At 64.1% G+C, this 24743-nt stretch carries 18 protein-coding genes; 15 read left to right on the top strand and 3 right to left on the bottom strand.

What is annotated here, in order from left to right; translation table 11 throughout:
• Nucleotides 1-202: 202 nt before the first annotated feature.
• Nucleotides 203-622, bottom strand: coding sequence for a hypothetical protein (locus tag B843_RS12265; protein WP_169729857.1), 420 nt, complete (start codon nucleotides 620-622; stop codon nucleotides 203-205).
• Nucleotides 623-1240: 618 nt separating this feature from the next.
• On the opposite strand from B843_RS12265, the gene B843_RS12260 reads away from it, so the two are divergent.
• On the top strand, nucleotides 1241-2731 hold the full coding sequence (locus B843_RS12260; protein ID WP_025253786.1) for an ATP-binding protein: 1491 nt from the start codon (nucleotides 1241-1243) through the stop codon (nucleotides 2729-2731).
• Between the two features lie 133 nt (nucleotides 2732-2864).
• Here B843_RS12260 and B843_RS12255 read toward each other — a convergent pair whose 3' ends face one another.
• Nucleotides 2865-4913 carry a YhgE/Pip domain-containing protein gene (locus tag B843_RS12255; RefSeq protein ID WP_025253785.1) on the bottom strand — a complete coding sequence of 683 codons (2049 nt, stop codon included), beginning with the start codon at nucleotides 4911-4913 and terminating at the stop codon, nucleotides 2865-2867.
• 441 nt (nucleotides 4914-5354) lie between these two features.
• Here B843_RS12255 and aqpZ point away from each other — a divergent pair, with 441 nt between their 5' ends.
• From aqpZ to B843_RS12240, 3 genes are all read left to right on the top strand, one after another.
• A complete protein-coding gene (gene aqpZ, locus B843_RS12250) occupies nucleotides 5355-6065 on the top strand; it encodes an aquaporin Z (protein ID WP_025253784.1) in 711 nt (236 codons plus the stop codon).
• 197 nt (nucleotides 6066-6262) lie between these two features.
• Nucleotides 6263-6865, top strand: a complete 603-nt coding sequence (locus tag B843_RS12245) for an arsenate-mycothiol transferase ArsC (protein ID WP_025253783.1) — start codon at nucleotides 6263-6265, stop codon at nucleotides 6863-6865.
• Nucleotides 6866-7393, top strand: coding sequence for a phosphatase PAP2 family protein (locus B843_RS12240; protein ID WP_025253782.1), 528 nt, complete (start codon nucleotides 6866-6868; stop codon nucleotides 7391-7393).
• On the opposite strand, the gene B843_RS12235 is transcribed toward B843_RS12240, so the two are convergent.
• Nucleotides 7348-8691 carry a DUF5129 domain-containing protein gene (locus tag B843_RS12235; RefSeq protein WP_025253781.1) on the bottom strand — a complete coding sequence of 448 codons (1344 nt, stop codon included), beginning with the start codon at nucleotides 8689-8691 and terminating at the stop codon, nucleotides 7348-7350. The genes B843_RS12240 and B843_RS12235 overlap by 46 nt on opposite strands.
• Before the next feature lie 224 nt (nucleotides 8692-8915).
• Between B843_RS12235 and B843_RS12230 the strand changes: the two genes are divergently transcribed.
• From B843_RS12230 to B843_RS12180, 11 genes are all read left to right on the top strand, one after another.
• Nucleotides 8916-10952 carry a glycosyltransferase gene (locus tag B843_RS12230; RefSeq protein ID WP_025253780.1) on the top strand — a complete coding sequence of 679 codons (2037 nt, stop codon included), beginning with the start codon at nucleotides 8916-8918 and terminating at the stop codon, nucleotides 10950-10952.
• A 2-nt stretch (nucleotides 10953-10954) separates the two neighbouring features.
• Complete coding sequence (locus B843_RS12225) at nucleotides 10955-11467, top strand: phosphatase PAP2 family protein (protein ID WP_025253779.1); 513 nt, start codon at nucleotides 10955-10957, stop codon at nucleotides 11465-11467.
• A 2-nt stretch (nucleotides 11468-11469) separates the two neighbouring features.
• Complete coding sequence (locus B843_RS12220; protein ID WP_025253778.1) at nucleotides 11470-12447, top strand: decaprenyl-phosphate phosphoribosyltransferase; 978 nt, start codon at nucleotides 11470-11472, stop codon at nucleotides 12445-12447.
• Nucleotides 12448-12632: 185 nt separating this feature from the next.
• The gene (gene zomB / locus B843_RS12215) at nucleotides 12633-14549 is read left to right on the top strand and encodes a flagellar motor control protein ZomB (RefSeq protein ID WP_025253777.1); all 1917 of its coding nucleotides are present in this window, start codon (nucleotides 12633-12635) and stop codon (nucleotides 14547-14549) included.
• Between the two features lie 224 nt (nucleotides 14550-14773).
• Nucleotides 14774-15772, top strand: coding sequence for an alpha/beta hydrolase (locus B843_RS12210; RefSeq protein WP_025253776.1), 999 nt, complete (start codon nucleotides 14774-14776; stop codon nucleotides 15770-15772).
• A 317-nt stretch (nucleotides 15773-16089) separates the two neighbouring features.
• Entirely contained in the window at nucleotides 16090-17613 is a 1524-nt protein-coding gene (locus tag B843_RS12205; protein WP_025251850.1) for an IS1634 family transposase, read from the top strand.
• A gap of 531 nt (nucleotides 17614-18144) precedes the next feature.
• Complete coding sequence (locus tag B843_RS12200) at nucleotides 18145-20073, top strand: alpha/beta hydrolase-fold protein (protein ID WP_025253775.1); 1929 nt, start codon at nucleotides 18145-18147, stop codon at nucleotides 20071-20073.
• Complete coding sequence (locus B843_RS12195) at nucleotides 20073-20609, top strand: DUF732 domain-containing protein (protein ID WP_244877333.1); 537 nt, start codon at nucleotides 20073-20075, stop codon at nucleotides 20607-20609. Before B843_RS12200 ends, B843_RS12195 begins: the two co-directional genes overlap by 1 nt.
• A 5-nt stretch (nucleotides 20610-20614) precedes the next feature.
• Nucleotides 20615-21529 (top strand): cutinase family protein, encoded by a 915-nt coding sequence (locus tag B843_RS12190; protein WP_025253773.1) that lies wholly within the window; start codon nucleotides 20615-20617, stop codon nucleotides 21527-21529.
• 329 nt (nucleotides 21530-21858) lie between these two features.
• Entirely contained in the window at nucleotides 21859-23703 is a 1845-nt protein-coding gene (locus B843_RS12185) for a FadD32-like long-chain-fatty-acid--AMP ligase (protein ID WP_025253772.1), read from the top strand.
• 140 nt (nucleotides 23704-23843) lie between these two features.
• Complete coding sequence (locus B843_RS12180; protein WP_025253771.1) at nucleotides 23844-24734, top strand: ABC transporter ATP-binding protein; 891 nt, start codon at nucleotides 23844-23846, stop codon at nucleotides 24732-24734.
• Nucleotides 24735-24743: the final 9 nt, after the last annotated feature.

Genomic DNA, 24743 nt, shown 5'->3' with positions numbered 1-24743 from the left:
TCCTTGCCATAGCGATGACGCCATGTGGTGACAGTGTGCCGCCTCACCCCTGCGAGGCGTGCAATCCCCTGCAAATCGAGGATCAGTTTTTCAGTGGTAACCACCGTGATTGTTCTTGTTGGGTTAGTGGCGGCGGAAGGGACGGCTACGCCGCTGGATGAATTCCCGCATTCTCTGCGAGTGCTTCGCGAAGCTCGCACTCTTAGCCGCCTTCACGTAATTGGCACAGTAGCCACTGCTCGTTCGACATGTCTGGATGGGCGCGGAGGATCTGAAGTGTTGCGAGGAATGCTTGGACCTCGACCGCGGCTTTCAAGGATCGGGCACAGGCTGTGGAGAATCTGACCAGAGCATCGATCTCCACCTCGGCCTCCGCGATGGTGAGCTCTGTAGCTATCCGCTTGGCGCGAGGTACGCCGCAGGCCTTGAGCTCCGCAATGTAGCTCTGGCGGCGCTTGTTGAGTTCCTGCTCGATGGTTGCGCGGGAGGAGGAAGGCTCGGTGAGGCGATGGAGCTCGACAAGTGCTGTGACTGTGGAGTCGGGAAAACGCGGTTGGAAGTAGAACATCGCGCGCCTCCTTTGGTTCATCGTGTTGTCTCTTGCGTGGTTCTGGCTTGCCACTATGGCCAACCTTGTTGTGTATGAGCCAAAGATATCGGCCCGTGGCGGGTACGGCAACCATCCAGAGCACTATTACGCGCGAATGGGGAGTCGCATAGGATATTAGTTCATTATTCGAGATGGTTGGGGGTGCAGATGCTTGAGGACCGGCGTGATTGCCTTCTGGATTGGGGAGGGGTGAGGCGACGTTGCGCAACGCCTCACTGAACACCACACGGTGGGGTGTTGAGTGTGGAGTAGGTGTGGTGTCTAGATTCTTTGTGCTGGACGAGAAGTGCCGGCTGAATGGGTTCCTGCTGCTAGAAGGGCTGCTAATTCCACCGGTCCTCTCTAGGGAAAGTGGTGCTTACCACAGTGACTCGCACGTGAACTCAACACTACTTCGCCAAGTGAAGTGTTAAGTGTGAAGTATGTGTGGTGTATTCTCCTAATATTGACGATCATGTCGAGCCGCTTGGGGGGTAAGATGCATCAATAATGGGCGTTGACCTGCGGGCTATCGACTTTCTAAGTGCCCAGCTCTGCTGAAGACATGTACTCCACACTACTTCACACAGTGTGATGTTGAGTGTAGTGTTGTGCGAAGTAGTGTGGTGTTGAGATGGAAGTAGCGGGGAAATGGAAGCGCAGGAACTGGCGGAACTCATCCAAGGTCTTCGATTGCGGCGTACTGACACGGCTCAGGTAGAGGCGAAATCGGCGGTGCGTGGTTTGCCGAAGAACTTGGTGCACTCACTTTCGGCCTTCTCAAACACTGCTGGTGGGACAGTCATCCTTGGGATCGATGAAGAAGCTGGATTTGTGCCCGCCGAGGGGTTCAATGCCAATGCCATCGCTGATGCTCTTGCCGAGGCATGCTCTGAGAAGATGGTGCCTCCGGTCCGAGCCACTATCTCAATCGAAGAATTTGAAGGGGCACCGGTCGTCGTTGCCTATGTTCCCGAGCTCGCCACATCCGAAAAACCCTGCTACATCGCAACGGTAGGAAAGTACGCGGGGAGTTACTTCCGCGGGCATGACGGAGATCGTCTGCTCAAACCATATGAGATCGACCGCTTGGAGGAGAACAAGTACCAGCCAGCATGGGATCTAGAACCTGTCCGAGAGGCGGGTCTGGATGATCTCGATCCGGATCTAGTCGTGAAGATCCTAGAACGGGAGCGGACGATCCACGCAGAAGTCTTCGGAAAACTGAGCGATGAGAAAGCGATGAAGAGCCTTCGCATGGTTGTTGAGGATGAAGGCGGGAAACTGCGGCCGACTCTCGCCGGATTGCTTGCTGCGGGTATTTATCCGCAGCAATTCTTCCCTCGACTCAACGTCACATTTGCGGCATACACCGGCACGGATCGATCTTCAGATTCGCGGGGGCAGCGCTTCGTCGATACCGCATCATTCATCGGCCCGATCCCAACGCTGGTGTACGAGACGGTGCAAGCTGTGGCTCGCAATACCCGGCTGGGAGGGGTAGTCAAGGGGGCATTCCGGAAGGATCTGCCGGACTACCCGCCGGTCGCGGTCCGTGAGGCAATCACGAACGCGCTCATGCACAGGGACTACTCGCCGCAGGCGCGGGGAAGCCAAGTCCAAGTCGATCTCTTCGTTGACCGGCTGGAAATCACGAATCCCGGTGGGCTCTACGGTGCTGTGACGATTGAGAGCCTCGGCAAGTACGGAATCTCAAGCACAAGGAACCAGCACCTTTCTGCACTGCTTGAGGTAACGCCCAGCCGCGTCGCTGGGAGGGGCTTTGTCGCAGACAATCGCGGCACTGGTTATGCAGAAATCATTGATGAGCTGGCAAGAGAACTGCTCCCGCCCCCAACCCCAAGGGATTCACTGACGTCGTTTAGCTTGACGTTCCTGCGGAGAGCGATGACCGAACCCGAACGAGCTGCGGCGACCTTCGGCGGCAACAAGGAACTGATAATCAGCTACCTACGGGAGCACTACTCCGCAACCTCGCGGGAGTTGGCCGCAGCAGCGGGTCTTTCCCAGAATGGGGTCCGGAAGATTCTCAATCAATTGATTGAGGAAGGGATGGTAGAGCGAATGGAGGCTTTGCGAAGCCCGAAGCAACGGTACCGGTTGGTGGAGTCGATACCGTGAGACTTCAATCCTGAAGCAAAGTCACATGCCCGAGGCGCGGTGCGCAGCCTCGGGCATGTTTGGTGATGGCGCCATCTGACCACCACTCAAATGAAAGGAAAGCCACCTTTGGCCGTCGACAAGCAACGGCCAACTACGCTGGCGCGAACGTGCCCTCCGAGACCACCTTGACCTTCTCCTGGCCGTGCATGGGCTGGGCGGCGCCGACGCGGCGGGCGTGAAGCACCGCAACGGATATGGCCAGCGCGATCGCGGTGAACGCGGCGAGCGCCGCCAGCGGCGCCCAGTAGGAGTAGTCGAGGATGCCGTCCGTACCTCGCGTGAACGCCATCTTCGCGTAGGTCATCGGGTGCACAAAGTGGAAGGCGCGCAGGAAGGACGGGATCGCCGCGACCGGCCAGACGCCGCCGAAGACCATGATGCCGAGTGCGTAGAAGGCGAGCCCCACCGCGCCGCCCGCGCGGCGACCGAAGAGCACCTGCAGCAGCTGGTAGACGGCCGCGCCCGTGGCGGCCATGGCGATGATGACCGGGACGATCGCGAGCCAGGAGACCGGGTGCCAGCCGAGCGCGCGGGAGATGACGGCAAGGATCGCGAGTGCTGCGGTGTTCGCGCCGGTCTTGGTCAGCCAGGCGCTGGTGATGGACGCGCCGGTGCGGGTGCCGCGGCCGAAGTAGTAGGGCAGCAGCAGCGAGATGAGCAGCATGATGAGCGAGCCGAAGACCAAGACGAGGAGCATGGACACGCCGCCGGTGATCTTCTTCGCGGTCGGGTCGGTCTCGCTCACGACGGTCTGGACCGGGTGCTCGTTCGACGAGGTGAACGTGATCGGCACGGCCATGTTCTGCGCGGAGACGTCCGGCTTGGTGATGGTCGGCGCGGAGGCGGCGCCCTCGGACAGCTTGGTGGACAGCTCGCCCGTGCCGTCCTTGAGCTGGTCGAGGCCGTCTTTCAGCTGGTCGCCGCCGGTGCGCAGCTGACCGGTGCCGTCGGCGAGCTGGTGGGCGCCGCTGTCGAGCGCGGTGGCGCCGTCGCTGAGCCTCCCGATTCCCGCGGTGAGCTGGGTGGTGCCGTCGGCGAGCTGGTGCGCGCCGTCCTGCAGCTTGAGCACGCCGCCCAGGTACTGGGAGTCGGGGTTGGCGAGGTTGTCGTGCAGGAGCGCGGTGCCGTCGCGCAGCTGGCCTAGCTGATTGACCATGTTCTCGCTGTTGGCGGGGTCGAGCTTGCTGGCGATGCCGTGGATCTGGTCGGCCTGGTCGGTCATCCCCGCCTGGCGGAGGATCTGCTCGGCCTGGCTGAGGGAGGGGCTGACCTGCTGAGCCTGGGTGAGCAGGGGGATGAGCATGTCGGTGAGTTGGGTGACGCCGCCCTGGATCTGTCCCGCGCCGTCGGCGAGCTGCTGGGTGCCGCCGACGAGTGTGTCCATGCCGGTGGAGAGCTGGCCCGCGCCGTCCTGGAGGCGGTTGGCGCCCTGGGAGAGCTCGCCGATGCCGCCGGTCAGCTGGGTGGTGCCGTCGGCCAGCTGGCCCGCGCCGTCGTCGAGCTTGGCGATGCCGTCGACCGCCTGTGCGCCGCCGTCCTGCAGCTTGGCCGCGCCCTCGTCGAGCTGGCCCGCGCCGTCGGCGGCCTGGTTCAGCCCGCCCGAGAGCTTGCCGAAGCCCGCGATGACCTTATCCGCGTACTTCTTGGTGATGGCGTTTTCCACGCTGGTCTGGACCTTGGGCACGAGGCTGGCGGTGATCACCGAGCTGTTGGTGCCGTAGTAGTCGTTCGTGGCGAACTTGATGGTCGGGCGCACCGGGTTGTCGCTGATGATGGTGACGGCCTCCTCGGAGAAGACCTTAGGGATGGTCACCACCATCATGTACTTGCCGCGCGTGAGCCCCTCCTGGGCGTCGTCCGCGCTGGTGTCGGTGAAGCTCAGGTAATCGGTGTCGAGCAGGCCCTCGACGATCTGGTCGCCGTAGTTGGTGTACTCGCCGCGGCTGGTCACGCCCGCGTCCTCGTTGACCACGGCGAGTTTGATGTCGCGCATGTATTTCGAGGGGTCCCACATCGCCCACATGAGCGTTCCGGCGATGGAGATGGGGGCGACGAGTAGCAAGACGATTCCGATGCGGGCCAGCACAGACGTGGGCCGCCAGTCGAGAAGGCGATGCCAGCCGAGGGACTGCTGAGACATGTGATCCTCCGTGAATATTACTTAGTTCGGGGAAGATAATAAACGGACAGAAAGCGAATGTAAAAGCGCCACTCCCTGCGGGAATGCGGAAAACTTGAGGAAAGGCTCATTTTTGCATTTTGCGCAACAGAATGTGATTTAGCCCATACTACAGAGATTTCTCGCCATGGCAATGGCATTTTGCTTGCCGACGCCATGCCGGTGCGCCGAGGGTGGCGCGCGCTGCTCGCGCGCCGGAAGGGGAGTGTTGGTCGAGTGCTTTTTGCCCGAAGAGTTGCGATCAAGAATAGCCCTATTGACATGGGGATTCAGTTAGGTTTTTGGGTGGAGCCAGAAACCTGAGGTGCAAATAAGAAAAAGGCTGGCTATTATGTTGCACGTCTAATACGTACGCCCCTGCGCACCAACTCTTGTGAGGAGACATTTTCTGTGCAGGTTCCTATGACTAAGCGACTGTGGGCCGAGTTCCTCGGCACCTTCTGGCTCGTCTTCGGCGGCTGCGGTTCGGCGGTGCTGGCCGCGACCGCGGAGACCCCGGCCGGGTTCCCGGCGGGCATCGGATACCTCGGCGTGGCGCTCGCCTTCGGCCTGACCGTGCTCACCGGCGCCTACGCCTTCGGCCACCTCTCCGGCGGCCACTTCAACCCGGCCGTCACCCTGGGCTGCTGGGCCGCCAAGCGCATCGAGTCCGCGGCGGTCATCCCCTACATCGTGACCCAGCTGGTCGCCGGCATCGTCGCTGGCGGCGTCCTGTTCGTCATCGCCTCCGGTAAGGACGGCTTCGACGCCGTGAAGTCCGGCTTCGCCACCAACGGCTACGGCGACCTCTCCCCGCACGGCTACTCCATGCTCTCCGCATTCATCATCGAGACCCTGCTCACCGCCGTGTTCCTGTGGGTGATCCTGGGCGTGACCTCCAAGCGCGCACCGGCGGGCTTCGCCCCGCTGGCCATCGGCCTGACGCTGACCCTCATCCACCTCATCTCCATCCCGGTGACCAACACCTCGGTCAACCCGGCCCGCTCCCTCGGCGTCGCCCTCTACGCGGGCTCCGCGCCGCTCGGCCAGGTGTGGCTGTTCTTCGTCGCGCCGATCCTGGGCGCGCTCATCGCTGGCTTCACGCACAACGCGCTGACCGGCGACGACGAGTAAGGCGTTAGGTATCACGCGCTAGTTGAGGCATGTGCCCGGCCCCCCCCGACTCACGGCGGGGCCGGGTTTTTGCATTTCTGCCCTCCCCAGTGCAAATTTATTGGCGACATCATGTTAGTGTTGCGTGGTTATTTATACGCGTTTACCTGCGGTAATCTTAATTCTGAGTAAACAATCTAAACACGGGGTTAACTAACATGATCGACAAGTTTGCCATCGTCCGCGAAGACCTCCACCGACGCTACGGCCACGCCTTCGATGCCGCCACGATCGACCGGATCGTCGACGAGGCCATCGACGAGAATAAGGACGCCAAGATCGCCGACTTCGTGCCCGTCATGGTCGAGCGCGACGCCTCCGAGCGCCTCCACGAGCTGGCGGAGTCCGGCGGAAAGGGCGCCAACTCGCGCAAGGAAATCCTCTACGTTTGCGAGCGCAACGCCGGCCGCTCCCAGCTCGCCGCGGCGCTCACCCACGCCCTCGCGGGGGAGAAGGTGGTCTACCGCTCCGTCGGCCTGCACCCCACCGGCGGCATCAACCCCCAGGTGCTGCAGGTGCTCACCGAGCGCGGCATCGACCACGGCTTCCTCTACCAGAAGGGCATCGTCCCGCGCGTCGTGCACGCCTCCGACGTGGTCGTGCTCATGGGCGTCGACGAGGTGCCGGGCGTCCCCGGCCAGCGCACCGTGAAGTGGGACGTCGAGGATCCCGAGGGTAAGGACATCGCGGTGGTGCGCGCGATCGCCGATCAGGTTGAGGGCAAGGTCCGCGGTTTGCTGGCTGAGCTGGGCGTTTCTTAGGTGGATGCCACGATCCTCGACGCGATCATCGCCCACCGCAGCCCGGCGCTCACGCCAGCGGTGGTGGCGCTGACGCAGTCGACCCGCCCGTTTTTCATCCTCGTCGCGGGCGGCGGGTTGTCGGCGTTTCTTGCTTATCGACGCTACGCCCGCGCCTCCTTCCCCCTCGTGGCCGTCGGTGCCGCGTGGGCCGCGAGCAGCGCGATCAAGCAGCTCGTGGGGCGCGCCCGCCCGGACGCCGCCCTGCACCTGGTGGCCGAGCACAACTACTCGTTTCCCTCCGGGCACGCCACCGCGTCGTTCGCGCTCGCGATGGCGTTGACCCTGTATTTCCGCAGCTGGTGGACCCTTCCCGCGTGGCTGCTTGCCGTGCTGGTGGGCGCAAGCAGGCTCTACGTCGGCGTGCACTGGCCCAGCGACGTGCTCGCCGGCGCCGCCCTCGGCGTCGGGGTGGCCGCCGCCGCGTGGGCGTTGTGGCCGGGTCAGAAGCTTCCCGACGCGCCCGCGCCGGAGAACCCGCCGGAGTAGGAGGCCGTGCTAGACGAGCTCGCGGCCTGGACGGCCTCGCTGTGCCAGGTGCTCATGAGCATGAACGGCACGTAGTTGTTGTAGCCGTATCCCGGGTGCCAGTCGGCCGAGCCCAGGGAGGGAGTTTCGTGCTTGTCCAGGTTGGCCTTGGTCAGCTGCTTCTTGGCCAGCGCCTGGGTGAGCGTTCCGAATTCGGAGACGATTTGCGAGTACTCGTCCATGAGCGCGGGGGAGTCGAGGCTCTTCATGAGCGCCTGGCTGCGGGCGTCGAGCTCGCCGATGCGCTCGGCGATCGCCGAATCCTTTGCCTCGACCCGGGCCTTGAGGATGTCCTCGCGCAGGTTGAGAAGCTCGCGCAGGCGGGTGTCGGTGTCGCCGTTTTCCATCTTGAACATCGTCTCGATGTTGGCCTCGGCATGCCGCAGCGACTCGACGCTGCCGGCGGCGGACGCGAACTCCTTGCGCCGGGCGAAGATCGCCTTCTCATCCGCCTTCTCGGGAAGGTGCATCATGGCGTCGTGATAGTTAAGGAATCCGGATTTGATCTCTTCCCATTGGCGTCGTAAAGCGGCATCCGCGATGGGCGAGCGGAGCGAATGCGCGCGCACGTCGATGGAGTCCAGCTCGCCCGCGAGCCGCGCGTAGTCCGTGGCCACGGTGTCGTAGTCCGTAAGCGCCTTGCTGCGCTGCTTCTTGCGCGTGGCAGCGACCGCCACGCCCGCGGCTCCGACTCCCAGCACCGCGATGCCGCCGCCGAGCAGCGCGCCCTGGGTAGCGGACAAGCCGCTGGAGGAGCCGTGATCGGCCACAGTCTGGGCGCCGGTGAGCAGGCCGCCGACCCAGTCACCCTTCTTGAAGTCACTCTGCATGGAGTCGACGTACTTGGTGGCGTCGCTGGTGTACCCCAGCGGTTCCTTGAGGTCCTCGCCGACGTAGGTGCCCATCTTGCGGAGGTTGACGTCGACGGTGAACAGCACGTGCCCGTCGGCCCACTTGTTGCCCTCGGCGTTGATGAGCTCGCGGTGCTGATTGAGGCCGAAGTCCTTGACCCAGTCGTCATACGGGGCTGTGGCGGTGGCGCTGACGATGTAGTCCACGTGCGGCACGTCGACCGGGAAGTCGAGCTTTGCGGTCTCGTCCCTGAGCGTGGCCTCCTCCTGGTCGCTCAGCACGTCGTCGGGGTCGTAGACGGTAACCTGCTGCGGGGTTGCGGCGGCGGCGTGCGGGGCAAGGCCCAAGGCCACGACCGCCATGAACAGGGCGCCTAGCAGTGCAGATAGCTGCGCGGTGCGTCGCATGAGTTCGTCCTTCCTTCGAGGAAACGGCGACAGTGCTTTATGAAACCGACTGTACTTAAAGCGGCCGACACGCGTAACCCACGCGCGCCGGACGCTGCGGTTTTTGTGACAGAAGGTGCGTTTGTGAGCGTCGGCGTGGGTGCGGGCAACTATGCTTGAAACGTGAACTGTGCCCGTCACCGATAACGGGCAGAACAGACTTTTCAGAAAGGTTTCCGCCTCCTATGAGCGCTGACACAAGCACAGAAACGAAGGCACCCAAGGAGCAGAAGGAATCGAAGGCAGTGGAGAAGCTGCAGCGATTCCTGCTGCCCCGCGCAGGTGAGCCTTTCGATGTGCGCATGCTCTACCTCATCGAGTCCGAGCGCAACCACCACCGCGCGACGTGGGAGTCCCGCACGAGCCTCAGCATCCCCGCCCGCAGCGAGGTCAGCTTCCAGACCTACTTCAACGCCTTTCCCGCCAGCTACTGGCGCCGCTGGTCGCAGCTCGACTCCGTGGTCCTGCGGCTGGAGGTGACCGGCACCGTGCGCGTGGACGTGTTCCGCTCCAAGATCGACGGCGCCCGCATCGCCGTCGAGGGCGCCGTGGTCTCCAACGACGCGATCGAGTTCGAGCTGTCCCTGCAGCCCTTCGAGGACGGCGGCTGGCTGTGGTACGAGATCACCACGGAGACCGACGCCACCATCGCCAACGCCGGCTGGTTCGCGCCGTGCGCGCCGGGCCCACAGACCCTGCCCAACGGCGAGAAGGTCGGCCCCTTCGAGCCGCGCGTGACCGTGGGTATTCCTACGTTCAACCGCCCGGCCGACGCCGTGGCGGCGCTCGAGGCGCTCGCCTCCGACCCCGAGGTCGACGCGATCATCGACACCGTCATCATGCCCGACCAGGGCAACAAGCACCCGGCCGACGAGCCCGGCTACGCCGCCGCCACCGCTGCCTTCGGCGACCGCTTCTTCGAGTTCCGCCAGGGTAACCTTGGCGGCTCCGGCGGTTACTCCCGCATCATGTACGAGGCGCTCGGCGGAGTGGACGGCGACAAGCCCGCGGGCGCGAAGAAGAGCCCGTACATCCTCTACATGGACGACGACATCGCCATCGAGCCCGACTCCGTGCTGCGTGCCCTCCAGGTCGCCCGCTACGCCAAGAGCCCGATCCTCGTCGGCGGGCAGATGCTCAACCTGCAGGAGCGCAGCCACCTGCACACCATGGGCGAGGTCATCGGCCGCCACGACTTCATGTGGACGTCCGCCCCGCACGTGCACTACGACCACGACTTCTCGGCGCACCCGCTGTCCGATCGTGGCGAGAACGCCAACCCGATCGACGCCCGCAACCCCAAGGTCGTCACCGACTCCATCGACCTGCACCGCCGCATCGACGCCGAGTTCAACGGCTGGTGGATGTGCATGATCCCGCGCGTCGTCGCCGAGGAGATCGGCCAGCCGCTGCCGCTGTTTATCAAGTGGGACGACGCCGAGTACGGCCTGCGTGCCCGCAAGCACGGCTACCCCACGGCCACCTGGCCGGGCATCGCCATCTGGCACATGGCCTGGTCGGACAAGGACGACGCCATCGACTGGCAGGCCTACTTCCACCTGCGCAACCGCCTGGTGGTGGCAGCGAACTACCACGAGGGTCCGGTCGACGGCATCATCAAGAGCATGCAGAAGGCCACCTTCAAGCACCTGCTCTGCCTGGAGTACTCCACCGTCGCCATCCAGAACGAGGCTATGAAGGACTTCCTCGCGGGTCCCGACCACTTCTTCGACATCCTGGAGACCTCCCTGCCGCGGATCGCCGCGATCCGCAAGACCTACTCGGACGCCGTCGTGCTGCCGACCGCAGCCGACCTGCCCGCGCCGTCCGGCATCCCGGGCGTGCCGATCCAGGACATCGGCGGGCGCCTGGCCCCCATCAAGAAGGCCGTGTGGCTGGCCAAGGGGCTCAAGCACTCGCTGAGCAAGGCGGACCCGAAGCACTACGAGGTGCCGCAGGCCAACCTGGCTCCGGTCGAGGCTCGCTGGTTTAGCCTGTCTCGCCTGGATGGCGCAACCGTGACCACTGCGGATGGCCGCGGCGTGGTCTACCGCAAGCGCAACCTCGAGCAGGCCAAGGAGCTGCTCAACGAGTCCCGCCGCCTGCAGAAGGAGGTGGCGCAGCGCTTCGAGGAGCTCAAGCGCAGCTACCGCGCGGCGCACGCCGAGATGACCAGCCGCAAGGCGTGGTCCGAGATCTTCGAACCAGGTGAGGAGAGCTAAAGGTGGCGACCACGATCAGGAGCGAGGCCGACGTCCTCGTCGCGCTGCAGGAGGCCATCGGCGACAAGCCGGGCGTGCTGGCCACCGCGCGGGGGCTGTCCCACTTCGGTGAGCACGCCCTCGGCTGGATGGGGCTGGGAACCGTAGGCGCCCTCGTCGACAAGCAACGGCGCAAGCAGTGGATCGAGCTGGCGGTTGCCGCGTTCGTCTCGCACGCGATCAGCGTGGTGGTCAAGCGCATCGTGCGGCGCAAGCGCCCCCACGACGAGCGCATCAAGATCGGCGTGGGCACCCCGAGCAAGCTGAGTTTCCCCAGCTCGCACGCCACGTCGACCTCGGCGGCGCTGGTGAGTCTGGCGAAGCTGACCAAGAACCCCCTGCCCCTGTTGGGTGTGCCCGTGATGATGATTTCGCGTATGGTTCTCGGAGTGCATTACCCCACGGACGTGCTCACCGGCGCGGTCGTGGGAGCCGCGACTGCAGAGGCGGTCGCTCGAATTGGGAAGGCAATCTAGAAATGGCCGAGCAAAACGGCATCATTGATTCCGAGCCGCACACCAGCGGCCTGGATGAGGTAGACACGAAGCACCATCCGCCGAAGAACCTCCTCGACGGCATGATCAAGGCGCTGCGCCCGAAGCAGTGGGTCAAGAACGTCCTCGTCTTGGCGGCCCCGATGTCGGCTGGCGCGGACGCGCTGTTCGACACCCGCACGCTCATCGACGTGGTCATCGCCTTCGTGGTCTTCTGTCTCGCGGCGTCGTCCATCTACCTTATTAATGACGCCCGCGACGTCGAGGCCGACCGCGCGCACCCGACCAAGCGCTTCCGCCCCATCGCGGCGGGCGTGCTGCCGGTGAACATGGCCTACGCCATGGCGATCGTGCTCATCATCGCAGCCATCGGCGTCAGCCTCTTGGCCAGCTCCTTCGGTCTGGCCATCGTCATCTCCGTCTATATCGTCCTGCAGCTGGGCTACTGCTTCGGCTGGAAGCACCAGCCGGTGATCGACATCGCCCTGGTCAGCTCCGGCTTCATGCTGCGCGCGATGGGCGGCGGCGTGGCGGCGGGCATCGAGTTCTCGCAGTGGTTCCTCTTGGTCGCCGCCTTCGGCTCGCTGTTCATGGCCTCCGGCAAGCGCTACGCGGAGCTGCTGCTCGCGGAGAAGTCCGGCGCCAAGATCCGCAAGTCGCTCGAGGGCTACACCGCCACCTACCTGCGGTTCGTGTGGACGCTGTCTGCCTCGGCCGTGGTCATCTCCTACTCCCTGTGGGGCTTTGAGATGGCAAGCAGCGCCAGCGGCTCCGCGTCGGTGTGGTACCAGGTGTCCATGGTGCCGTTCACCGTGGCCATCCTGCGCTACGCGATGGACATCGACCGCGGCAACGGCGGCGCCCCCGACGAGCTCGCGCTGTCCGACCGCGCGCTGCAGGTCCTCGCGCTCGCGTGGGTGGCCTGCATCGGCATGGCCGTCTACGTCATCCCGGCGCTCTAGCCTCACCGGAACCTTGAATGTGGCCGCCCCTCGGGGCGGCCATTTTTGTTGCGACTGAGGCGGCGACCTGAGGAGCGCGCGGCGCCGCATGCATCACTTTGGTCGGCAACGATATGGACACGATCGCCTGGCCATCGGCGGAGGGTGCCGGGGTTATATCCGCCCCGGTGCTAGGGTGTTTCTTCATGAGTAAAGCGCGCAACCTCAACTTTGTCACTGCCCTCCTTTCCGCGGTGACGGTTGCTGTACTGACGTTCATCGGCGGCTGGCAGCGCCGCTGGATGAGCGACGACGGGCTCATCGTCTTGCGCACTGTCCGGAACCTGCTCGCGGGCAACGGCCCCGTCTTCAACGCCGGCGAGCGCGTCGAGGCCAACACCTCCACCGTGTGGCAGTACGTCATCTACGCGGTGGCCCGCCTGAGCGATGCCAAGCTCGAGTACATCGCCATGTGGTGCGCGCTCATCTTCACCACCGCCGCCCTACTCATCGCGGCGTGGGCCACCTCGCGCCTGTACAAGGGCGCGGGCGCCCTCTTCCTCCCGCTCGGCGGGCTCATGTACATCTCGCTCCCGCCCGCGCGCGACTTCGCCACCTCCGGACTCGAGTGGGGCCTGTGCCTGCTGTGGATCGCGGTGCAGTGGCTGCTGCTCGTCCGCTGGGCGCAGTCGGCTCCCACCGCCGCGGAAGGCGGCGAGGCCCGCGGGCGCGATGGGAGCCTCTATCTCCTCGCCCTGTGGTCGGGCCTGTCTTGGCTCGTGCGCCCGGAGCTGGCCATGTACGGCGGGCTTGCGATCCTGTTGCTGCTGGCCACCGCGGGTTCCTGGCGCAAGGCGCTGGTGGTGCTCGCGTGGGCCCTGCCGCTTCCCGGCGGCTACGAGTTCTTCCGCATGGGCTACTACGGGCTGCTCGTGCCGCAGACCGCGGTGGCGAAGTCCGCGTCCGGCTCCGAGTGGGGTGTGGGCTGGGAGTACGTGCAGAACTTCGCCGAGCCCTACGCGCTCTACCTGGGCCTGGCGATTGCGGCGGCCGCCGGTGCGCTCGCGCTGCTCCACGTCCGTTCTTCGGCAGCGGACTCGCCAGCGAAGCGTCGACAAGCAACTACTAAGGAGCGCTTTTTCGCTTTGCGACGCCCTGCCAGCGCCGTCATTCTCATGCTGATCTGCGGTGTCTTGCACGTGGTCTACGTGATCAAGGTCGGCGGCGACTTCATGCACGGGCGCATGCTCTTGCTCCCGCTGTTCACGCTGCTGCTGCCGGTGTCGGTGGTGAAGGTCTACGACCTGGGCGGGTGCATGACGCTCGCGCACTGGGGCTCGCTCGCGCTGTTTGCGGGCGGGGTGTGGTGGTCGATCGCCGCCGTTCTCGGCGGGCACCCGTACCAGATCCCGCCGACGGGCTCGACCGAGCCGCTGGGCGTGGTCGACGAGCGCGAGTTCTGGACGCAGTACGCCAAGCGCGACACCCCGCCGCTGGTGGCCTCCGACTTCCTCACCATCCCGCTCATGAACGACTGGGAGGAGAAGATGGAGGAAAGCCGTCAGCAGAACGCGGGACAGATGACGTCCATCCTCGCCACGCAGGACCCCATCTCCTATTCGTGGGTGCCGGTGTGGCACACGAGCGAGGCCACCGACCTGGCGCAGATGCCGATGACCGTCGTGCTGCTCAACCTCGGCATGACGAGCATGAACGCGCCGCTGGACGTCCGCGTCGTGGACAACGTGGGCTTGGCCAACCCGCTCGCCGCGCGCCAGCCGCGCATCGAGGATGGGCGCATCGGCCACGACAAGTTCCTGCCCATGGAGTGGCAGGCCGCCGACTCGGCCGACGACCTCAATCTGCTGCCGCCGTTCATCGACAAGAACGAGGCGCAGCTGGCGCGCTGGGTGCTCTACACGAAGGACTTCCGCGAGCTGTTTGAGTCCTATCGTGCCCCGCTGACGCCCGGAAGATTCGTGGCAAACCTTAAATTTGCGCTCACGACCGGCCGCACGCTCGAGCTCAGCGACGATCCGTGGGACTACTACGACCAGCTGCCGGTCAACCCGGTATTGCCGATTTACTGGCAGCACGAAATCAAGCTAGACGCCCCGCGTTAGGTGGCATATATATTAAGGAAAGGCCGAGGTTTTCCCTTAATGAAATCTGTCGGCGTTGTTTATTTGTTCGTTACATGGTCTAGGATTAACTCGGATCGAATGTAACGAAGCGTTACAATTCGCAGATATCTCTGTCAGATAAGGAACGTGTGTGTCCCGCCGTGCAGCCGCGTGGTTGCGGGGCTCGGCGCGCTACCAAAGCTTAAAGTACACCGAGGAGAAACATGAGTTTTGTGGCCCGACTCAGGAACGCAAGCAAGAAAGTAGCTGCATCCATCACCGCTGTGGCTGCCGCAGCATCCCTCATGGTCGTGGGGGCGGGTTCGGCATCGGCGCTCGGCGCCGGCTGTGTCGATGACGCCGTCGGCTACGGCGTTCAGCGTTGTGAGGTGTGGTCGCCGTCCATGGGTCAGAACATCACCGTTCAGATCAAGCCCGCCGCACGCGGCGGCAACGCGGCCTTCTACCTGCTCGACGGCATGCGCGCCACCAACGAGGCCAGCGCGTGGACCAAGGACGTCAACGCCCCGGCCGTCTACGACGGAAGCAACATCACCCTGGTTATGCCGGTGGGCGGCGCGGCCTCCTTCTACTCCGACTGGATTGCGCCCGCGACCTACTCCTCGGACTCGGTCAACTACAAGTGGGAGACCTTCCTGACCTCCGAGCTGCCCGCGTACCTGCAGGCAAACTTCGGTATTGACCCGACCAACAACTCCATCGCTGGCCTGTCCATGGGCGGCACCGCCGCACTGAACCTGGCCGCCCGCCACCCGGAGCAGTTCAAGCAGGCCATGTCGTGGTCCGGCTACCTCAACATGACCATGCCGGGCATGCAGACCCTGCTGCGTCTGGCCATGCTTGACGTCGGCGGCTTCAACATCAACGCGATGTACGGCACCATCATCAGCCCGGACCGCTTCGCCAACGACCCGTTCTGGAACATGGACGGCCTGCGCGGCAAGGATGTCTACATCTCCGCCGGTAACGGCCTGGCCGCCCCGGCCGACTTCGCCGCCTACAACCTGGGCGACGTCATCAACGGTGCAGTCCTCGAGTCCTTCTCCCGCTTCACCACCGTCCAGTGGGAGCTGAAGGCGCGCGTGTCCGGCATCAACCCGACCGTCGACTACCCGATCACCGGCCTGCACAACTGGCTGCAGTGGGGCTACCAGCTCAACAAGACCCACGATCAGGTCCTCAACGTGATGAACGCGTGGTAAGCCGCTAGGGCTGCCCACGACCTGCGGCGCCGCTTACCCTAACCCGGTGGGCGGCGCCTTTCATGTACCTGTAACGGGCCTGTATGCGTGGGAAGGCCCTGTTCGCGTGGGAAGGGTTCACCCCTTCCCACGGCGAAATGTAATAGTTGTGACGCAAGTGGCGATATGTTCGCTAGAGCGACATTCTTACCTGACTTAGGTCATTTTGGTGTGACATATTAGTCCTTGACGTGTTGACCTGGTGGTTTGTGTTGGTTGGTGGTGGTTTTTCGGCACTAAGGGTGCGGTCGTGGGGGTAGCTGTTAGTGTGATCTTTTATGAGTCCCTATGTCCGTACTGTGAAGACTGCTTCTGGGGCTACCGCTGTGCAAGTTGTTTTTGGTGAGCATGCGGGCAAAAAGACGCTGCGGCATGTCGGATCAGCTCACGATGAGCATGAATTGTCGTTGTTAAAGGCTCAAGCGCAGCGCATCATCGACGGGGACCAGCTGGTCTTAGATCTCCCCTTAGGGGGCTTGGGCACAGCCCTAGGCGGATCCGGTTCGAAGGACAATCCACTCCCGGTGACGGGGCAGAAGGCCGGGTATCTACTTGACTGTATTGACGCGTGTTACCAGCGGCTTGGTTTGGATGTTGCAACCGGTGACGATCAGGTGTTTTTGGATCTAGTCAGGGCTCGGATTATCCAACCCGGATCGAAATTGGACTCGATTGAAACTCTTGCGGAAGTAGGTGTTGCGTCGGCAAGCTACAAAACGATCCAACGCCGACTACCCGGGTACGCGACGGATGATTTCCGGGAAATCCTGTCCCAGTGCTTGGCTCGTCACGCAGGTGTTGGTCGGGGAAGTTTCATTCTCTACGATGTCACGACCTTGTATTTCGAAACTGACACCCCGGATGATCTTCGCAAATCTGGGTACTCCAAAGAACGGCGAGTCGAACCCCAAATCTTGGTCGGGTTGCTCGCCGACCAAACCGGTTTTCCACTGCATATTGGGGCGTTCGAAGGCAACAAAGCAGAAACGCACACGATGCTGCCGATGATTCGAGCTTTCCAGCAGGCCTACAACTTAAACGAGGTCACTGTCGTCGCTGATGCGGGCATGTTTTCTGCTGGTAACAAGCAAGCGATTATCGATGCTGGTCTGGACTATATTTTGTCCACCAAAGTGCCCAACGTGCCTGAGGTTATTGCCTCCTGGGTACGTCAACATCCCGGACTGGAGTACACCCACGGGCAGATCTGGTCACAGCCGTCGTTTTCCGACGGACGTCAAAGCGGTACCCCGAACTCGGTGACGCATTATCACTACTCGTTTGATCGAGCTAGGCGAACCGTCCGTGGGATCGACGAGCAGCTCGCCAAAGCCAAGCGTGCTGTCAACGGTGAGGTAGCCATCAAACGCAATCGCTACGTTGATTTGAAAGCCCCGAACAAACAAGTCAACTTCACACTCGCTGCCAAACACCGGCAGCTAGCAGGAATCAAAGGATACGAAACCACCCTGACCAGCATGTCTGCTTCTGATGTGTTGGGGATGTACCGTCGACTGCTCAACATTGAGCGGTCGTTTCGGATGGCAAAATCAGACCTCCAGGCCAGGCCGATATACGCGCGCAAGCACGACTCCATCAACGCTCACCTCAACATCGTGATGGCTGCACTCGCGATCAGCAAAATGATGGAAAACGCCACAGGGGAAACCATCAAACGACTCGTGAGAACCTTGAAAAAGTACCGGAGTTTCGAACTCACCGTCGCCGGCCGCGCCATCCACGCCGCGACACCGCTACCCGCTGACACCCAAGCCATCGTCACCAAAATCCTCCAACCCTAATTTCGGCACTAATCTGACCTAACTCGGGTCAACGTGATGAACGCGTGGTAAGCCGCTAGGGCTGCCCACGACCTGCGGCGCCGCTTACCCTAACCCGGTGGGCGGCGCCTTTCATGTACCTGTAACGGGCCTGTATGCGTGGGAAGGCCCTGTTCGCGTGGGAAGGGTTCACCCCTTCCCACGGCGAAATGTAATAGTTGTGACGCAAGTGGCGATATGTTCGCTAGAGCGACATTCTTATACGTGAGTTGCGGAGTGTCACTTCCAAAAGTCTAAAGTTCAACTTAAACTTAAATCCGTCTTGTCTCGGCGTTCTCTGTGAACATAGTGCCCACACGCTTGTATTACAGGCCGCCGCAGACGCCGGGCGAAATCGCGGGGCCGACTTCGGACGGTGCCGCTGGCTACTACTCCAATGCGGATATCTGCTGTGCCGGGGGAGGGGAACCCTCGGAGAGTGGAAGAAGCGTCGGCGATTAGTAATCAACGAATAGTTTTCTTTCCTCCAGAAAAATCAAAGGATGTTCTTTCATGCGCGACACCGCATCCCGAATGAAGAAGCGTGGTTCCCTCTGGATCGCCGCGATCACCGTGCCCACCTCCCTCGCCCTCGGCGCGGCCATCATGCCGGCCGTCGCTAGCGCGCAGAGCTCCTCTCTGCAGGGCATCATCGCCGGGTCGACCGACTACCTCGACAACCCCGGTACCAAGCGCACCCCGCTGTCTACCGAGCACCCCGTCGTTCAGGGTTTGCCGGACGGTGTGAGCGTCGACCGCGTCGAGTGGCTGACCAACCGCCGCATCGCCATCTACATCAAGTCCGCCGCGATGCCCGGCGACCCGATCCAGGTTCAGGTCCTGCTCGCCCGCGACTGGGCCAGCAACCCGTCCCGCACCTTCCCGTCCGTGTGGATGCTCGACGGCCTGCGCGCGCAGGACGACGAGAACGGCTGGACCATCAACACCAACATCGAGCAGTTCTACGCCGACAAGAACGTCAACGTGATCCTGCCCGTCGGCGGCGAGTCCTCCTTCTACTCCGACTGGCAGAAGGAAGACAACGGCAAGCACTACATGTGGGAATCCTTCCTCATGAACGAGATGATCCCGGTCCTGCGCGAGGGCTTCCGCACCAACGACGACCGCGCCGTCATCGGCTTGTCCATGGGCGGTACCGCCGCCATCAACCTGGCCGAGCGCCACCCGAGCCAGTTCAAGTTCGTCGGTTCCTACTCCGGCTACCTCGACACCACCTCGCCCGGCATGCCGAACGCCATCCAGGCCGCCCAGGCCGACGCTGGTGGATACGACGCCACCGCCATGTGGGGCGCGCTCGGCTCCCAGGACTGGATCGACCACGACCCGAAGACCGGCGTGAAGAACCTCGAGGGCGTGTCCGTCTACGTCTCCGCTGGCTCCGGCCAGGACGACTACGGCCAGCCCGGCTCGGTCGCCACCGGCCCGGCCAACTACGCGGGCGTGGGCCTCGAGGTCATCTCGCGCATGACCACCCAGACCTTCGTCGACGTGGCCAACCGCGCTGGCGTCCCGGTGACCTCCGTGTTCCGCCCGACCGGTGTGCACAACTGGCCGTACTGGCAGTTCGAGATGGCACAGTCCTGGTCGCAGACCGCCGACGCACTCGGCCTGTCCGAGGACGACCGCGGCGCGGACTGCCTGCCGGTCGGCGACATCGCCACCCTGGCCACCGCGCAGTCCGAGATCCTCGGTACCTGCGTGAACAACGAGTACGACGTCACCGGCGGCAAGGCAGAGGACTTCGTCGGCGGCCGCGTCATGTGGTCGCAGGCCACCGGCGCGCACACCGTCTACGGCCGCATCGGCGCCAAGTACGCCGAGATGGGCAGCGAGACCTCTTGGCTCGGCTACCCGACCTCCGAGGAGCGTGGCCTTGTCAACGGCGGCCGCTTCGTTGCCTTCGAGCACGGCAACATCTACTGGACCCCCACCCTCGGCGCCGTGGCCGTCCCGGCCGACATCGTCGACGCCTGGGGCGAGCTGAGCTGGGAGAACGGCTCCCTGGGCTACCCGGTCGCCGAGGCCGTTGCCATCAACGGCGGCCTGGTGCAGCAGTTCCAGGGCGGCTACGTCGCGCGCACCGCAGACAACAAGGACTACTGGGTCCGCGGCGAGATCGCCAAGAAGTACGGCGAGCTGGGCACCGCGAACTCCGCGCTCGGCTACCCGGTCGGCAACGAGGTGCTCATAAACGGCGGCGCCTACCAGGCCTTCGAGAACGGCAACATCTACTGGTCCGCCTCCACCGGCGCACACGTCATCTACAAGGGCCAGGTCTTCGACGCCTGGGGCGCGAAGGGCTACGAGCAGGGCGAGTACGGCTACCCGACCTCCGACCAGAGCGATGCTAACGGCAGCATCAACTTCCAGCACGGAACCATCAGCGTCGTGGCAGGCCAGGTCAAGGAAGAGAAGAAGTAATGCGTCTTAACCTTCAGAGTGCAAGCCGAAGGCGTCGACAAGCGGCAGCAGCGGGAGTGCTTCTTGCAGCCTCCTCCCTGCTGGCTGCCTGCGGCGGGGCCACGGTGTCGAACGAGCCTTCCTCGATCGCGCCGTTGACCCGCTCCGCGACCGCGTCGGCGAGCTCGAGCACCTCGGCCAGCTCCCAGGCCTCGTCGAGCTCGCAGTCGGGTTCCGCGAGCGCGTCTGCGCAGTCCAGCGAGCCGAACCTCGATCAGGGGCAGCAGATCTCCGCGATCCCGCAGGCCTCCGACAACCGCACGGACAAGGAGAAGGCGTACCTGGACAAGCTGACCGCCGACGGCATCAACATCGCGGGCGTCGAGGACCAGATGCTCGGTGCCGCGGGAGTCGTGTGCCAGGGCCAGAATGATCAGTTGACGCCCGCCACCATTCAGGCGATCGCCGGCCAGCTCATCCAGCAGGGGCGTAGCACCGCGGCCTTCGATCAGGTCGTTTCCACGATTGAATCCGCGGCGAAAAGCGCGTACTGCTAGAGAACATGAAAAAATTCCTCACGGTCATCGCGACCATCCTCGTGCTGGTGTTGATCCTCACGGGGATCGGTCGGTGGGTCAGTTCGCGCAGCGGCTCCTCTGGGGGCTCGGGCACGGAGCAGAGCGCGGCGCAGTCGCCCGCGCAGCCTGACTGGTGCCCCAGCGTGGAGGTCGTGGCGGCACCGGGAACGTGGGAGTCGAAGGCGGATGACGATCCGGTCAATCCGACCGCGAACCCCAACTCCTACATGCTCACGATCACGCGCCCGCTGCAGCAGGCCTACTCCGCTGACCAGGTGAAGGTGTGGACGCTGCCGTACACGGCTCAGTTCCGCAACATCAACTCGATGGCCGAGATGACCTACGACGACTCGCGCACCGAGGGAACCAACACCCTCAACGCCGAGCTCACCGCCACGCATGCGGAGTGCCCGCTGACGGACTTCATCCTCACGGGATTCTCGCAGGGCGCCGTGATCGCTGGTGACGTGGCCAATCAGATCGGAACGGGGACGGGAGTCATCCCGGCCGAACGCGTGAGGGGTGTCGCCCTCGTCGCAGACGGCCGCCGACAGGCTGGTGTGGGCCAGAATGTCGGCAACCTCGTCGCCGGTGTCGGCGCGGAGATCGCACTTCAGCCGCTCGACCTCGTCGTTCAGGCGGTCGTGCCGGGCGCGACCATGCGTGGCGCGCGCAGCAGCGGCTTCGGCACGCTCAACGACAAGGTCTTCGAGCTGTGCGCGCCGGACGATTCCATCTGCGACGCGCCGCAGGACGTGGGCAACGCGATCGCCCGCGCGCAGCAGCTGGTGCAGCCGAACGTGGCGCACTCGCTCTACGCGACCAACCCCAACGTCGTCCCCGGCTCGACCGCCTCGGACTGGATCGTTGGCTGGGCCGAGGGGCTCATCAACTCCTAGGCGTTCTTGCTTTTCGCTTGCCGACGGCCAAGGGTCGCGGACGCGCATTCCTTTTTCTACGGAGGCGCAGTTCGCGGCCCTTTTTCCATCCCCTCATTTCAGGGGCGGTGTTAGAATTGTTGCCGTCTGTTGCAAAAGAAAATTAAGTAGTTTTGTGCGGGAAGTAATACACTGTACAAAACCTACGATGTAGTAACCGGAAACGATGACCAGCGTCGTCGCCCGCGGCCTGCGGCCCGCGCCGCGAGGGTGCACGGAGTTTCCTTCGCCTTGCCTACCGAAGCCTTGCGGGACGCCCGCCAACAAATCGCCAACAAATAAGGAGAAAAATGGATTTACATGCGGTCATGAGCCAATTCTTTGACGAGAAGGGGAACATCACCCTCAAGCCGGAGCTGACTCTCGCAGGGCTGTGTGAGGTCCTCTACCAGGCAGACGCCATGCAGGGCGGCGCGGACCGCCACACCCTGCGCTTCTGGGACTTCTCCGAGTCCCGCGAGGGCACCCCGGTCGACTTCACCCGCCAGCAGGTCAACACCCGCATCAAATCCGTGGCGGCCCGCCTGCAGCAGGTCGGCACCATCGGCGACCGCGCGGTGATCCTGGCCAACAACTCCCCGGAGTACCTGTACAGCTTCCTGGGCACCCTGTACGCGGGCATGGTCCCGATCCCGCTGTACGACCCGAACGAGCCCGGCCACGCCGACCACCTGAAGGCCGTCATCGGCGACTCCAACCCGAAGGTCGTGCTCACCAACTCCCGCTCCGCGGGCTCGGTGCGCAAGTTCTTCGCCGACGTCCCCTCCCGCGAGCGCCCGCGCATCCTGTCCGTGGACTCGTTGCCGGACTCGCTGGCGGCGAGCTTCGTCAACCCGCTGACCACCGAGGCAGCCCAGGTCATGCTGGCCAAGTCCCAGTCCATGCCGGTGGACCTGCCCGCGTTCCTGCAGTACACCTCCGGTTCCACCCGCATCCCGGCGGGTGTCATCCTGACCAACCGCTCGATCGTCACCAACGTCCTGCAGATCTTCACCGCGGTTCAGCTCAAGACCCCCCTGCGCCTGGTCTCCTGGCTGCCGCTGCACCACGACATGGGCATCATCCTGGCCGCCTTCATCACGATCATCGGCCTCGAGTTCGAGATGATGGCCCCGCGCGACTTCATCCAGCAGCCCTCCCGCTGGATCGACCAGCTCAACCGCCGCGAGACCGACGTGAACACCTACACCGTGGTGCCCAACTTCGCGCTCGAGCTCGCCGCCCGCTACGCCGTCCCGGCCGAGGGCGAGACCCTCGACCTGAGCGCCATCGAGGGCCTCATCGTCGGCTCCGAGCCGGTTACCGAGAAGGCAGTCGAGGGCTTCCTCGAGGTGTTCTCCAAGTACGGCCTGCGTACCGAGGCGGTCCGCCCGTCCTACGGTCTGGCCGAGGCCTCCCTGCTGGTGACCACCCCGCAGACCCCGAACCGCCCGCTGATCTCCCACTTCGACCGCGAGGAGCTGGCCGCCGGCCGCGCCGTCATCGTGGAGAAGGGCCCGAACACCGTGGCCATTGCCTCCTGCGGCCAGGTCGTGCGCCCGCAGCAGCTGGTCATCGTCGACCCGGAGACCAAGCAGGAGCTTCCCGACGGCCAGATCGGCGAGCTGTGGACCCACGGCGAGAACACCGCCGCGGGCTACCTCGACCGCCCGGAGGACACCGCGGAGACCTTCCGCAACACCCTGGCTGGCCGCCTGCCGGAGAACTCCCGCGCCGAGGGCGCCCCAGACGACGACCGCTGGATGGCCTCCGGCGACCTCGCCGTCATCATCGACGACGAGGTCTACATCACCGGCCGCCTGAAGGACCTCATCATCATTGCTGGCCGCAACCACTACCCGCAGGACATCGAGTTCACCGTCGATCACGCCTCCGCGCAGGTCCGCCCGGCGTGCGTGGCCGCCTTCGCCGTCGAGGGTGACGACGTGGAGAAGCTCATCATTCTCGCCGAGCGCGACCTGGACAAGGATCCCTCGGGCGACGCCGCCGCCGTCGAGGCCATCCGCGCCGCGGTCTCCGAGGCCCACGGCGTGGTGCCGAGCGACATCCGGATCATGAACCCCGACGAGATCGCGCGTTCCTCCTCCGGCAAGATCGCCCGCCGCGTGGCCAAGAAGCGCTACCTGGAGCAGTAAGCTTCCGGCGCCTTCTTCGCATACCCCCGCCTTCCCTCTCGCCGAGGGGGAGCGGGGGTATTGCTTTTCTCACTGCCACCTCCTGCCCGCGTGGAAGGCCATACCATGATGGTTAACGAACTACTTATGAAAGGCCGCTCATGAGCGAATCGCGCGCCATCGAGGTACAGGAGCTCACCGTCGCCTACGGAAAGACCACCGTCCTCGACGACTTCGAGCTCCTCGTCGACACGGGAAGCATCCACGGCTTCCTCGGTCCCAACGGCTCCGGCAAGTCCACCACGATCCGCACGCTGCTGGGGCTGCTCAAGCCCGCCCGCGGCACTGTGCGCGTGCTCGGCAGCGACCCGTGGCGAAAGCCCAGGGTGCTGGCGCGCACGGCGTACGTGCCCGGCGACGTGTCGCTGTGGCCCACACTCACCGGCGCGGAAACCTTGCGCGTGCTGGAGCGCATGCGCGGCACCCCGAGCGACCGCGCCCGCGAGCGCGAGCTCATCGACGTCTTCGAGCTCAACACCGGCAAGCGGGTCAAGGAGTACTCCACCGGCAATCGGCGCAAGGTCATGCTCGTCGCCGCGCTGTCCGCGCCTGCCGAGCTGCTGCTTCTCGACGAGCCTACGGCGGGTCTCGACCCGCTGATGGAGCAGGTCTTCGTCGACGAGGTGCACCGGATGCGCAGCAGCGGCGTGACCGTCCTGCTGTCGAGCCACATCATGAGCCAGGTCGAGAAGCTCTGCGACAGCGTGACGCTCATCAAGGACGGCCGTGCCATCGAGTCTGACACGATGGAGCGCATCGCGAGGCTCAGCGCGGAGAAGGTCGCCGTCCGGCTCGCACAAGAGCCGCCCGCCGAGCTGGGGGAGTGGACCCGCCACGGCGAGCGCATCGAACGCGCCGTCCCGCGCGACGAGGTCCCCGCGCTGCTCAAGGCGCTCGTCGACCTCGGCGCCACGGACTTTAGCTGCCAGACCGAGAGCCTCGAGGAGACCTTCGTCGCGCACTACCAATCCGCACCCGGCGAGAGAGGCTAAGCGATGCTG

Source organism: Corynebacterium vitaeruminis DSM 20294 (assembly GCF_000550805.1).
Taxonomy (GTDB): Bacteria; Actinomycetota; Actinomycetes; order Mycobacteriales; family Mycobacteriaceae; genus Corynebacterium; species Corynebacterium vitaeruminis.
Note: the sequence above shows the minus strand (reverse complement) of the source record. Positions and strands in the feature narration are given on the sequence as shown.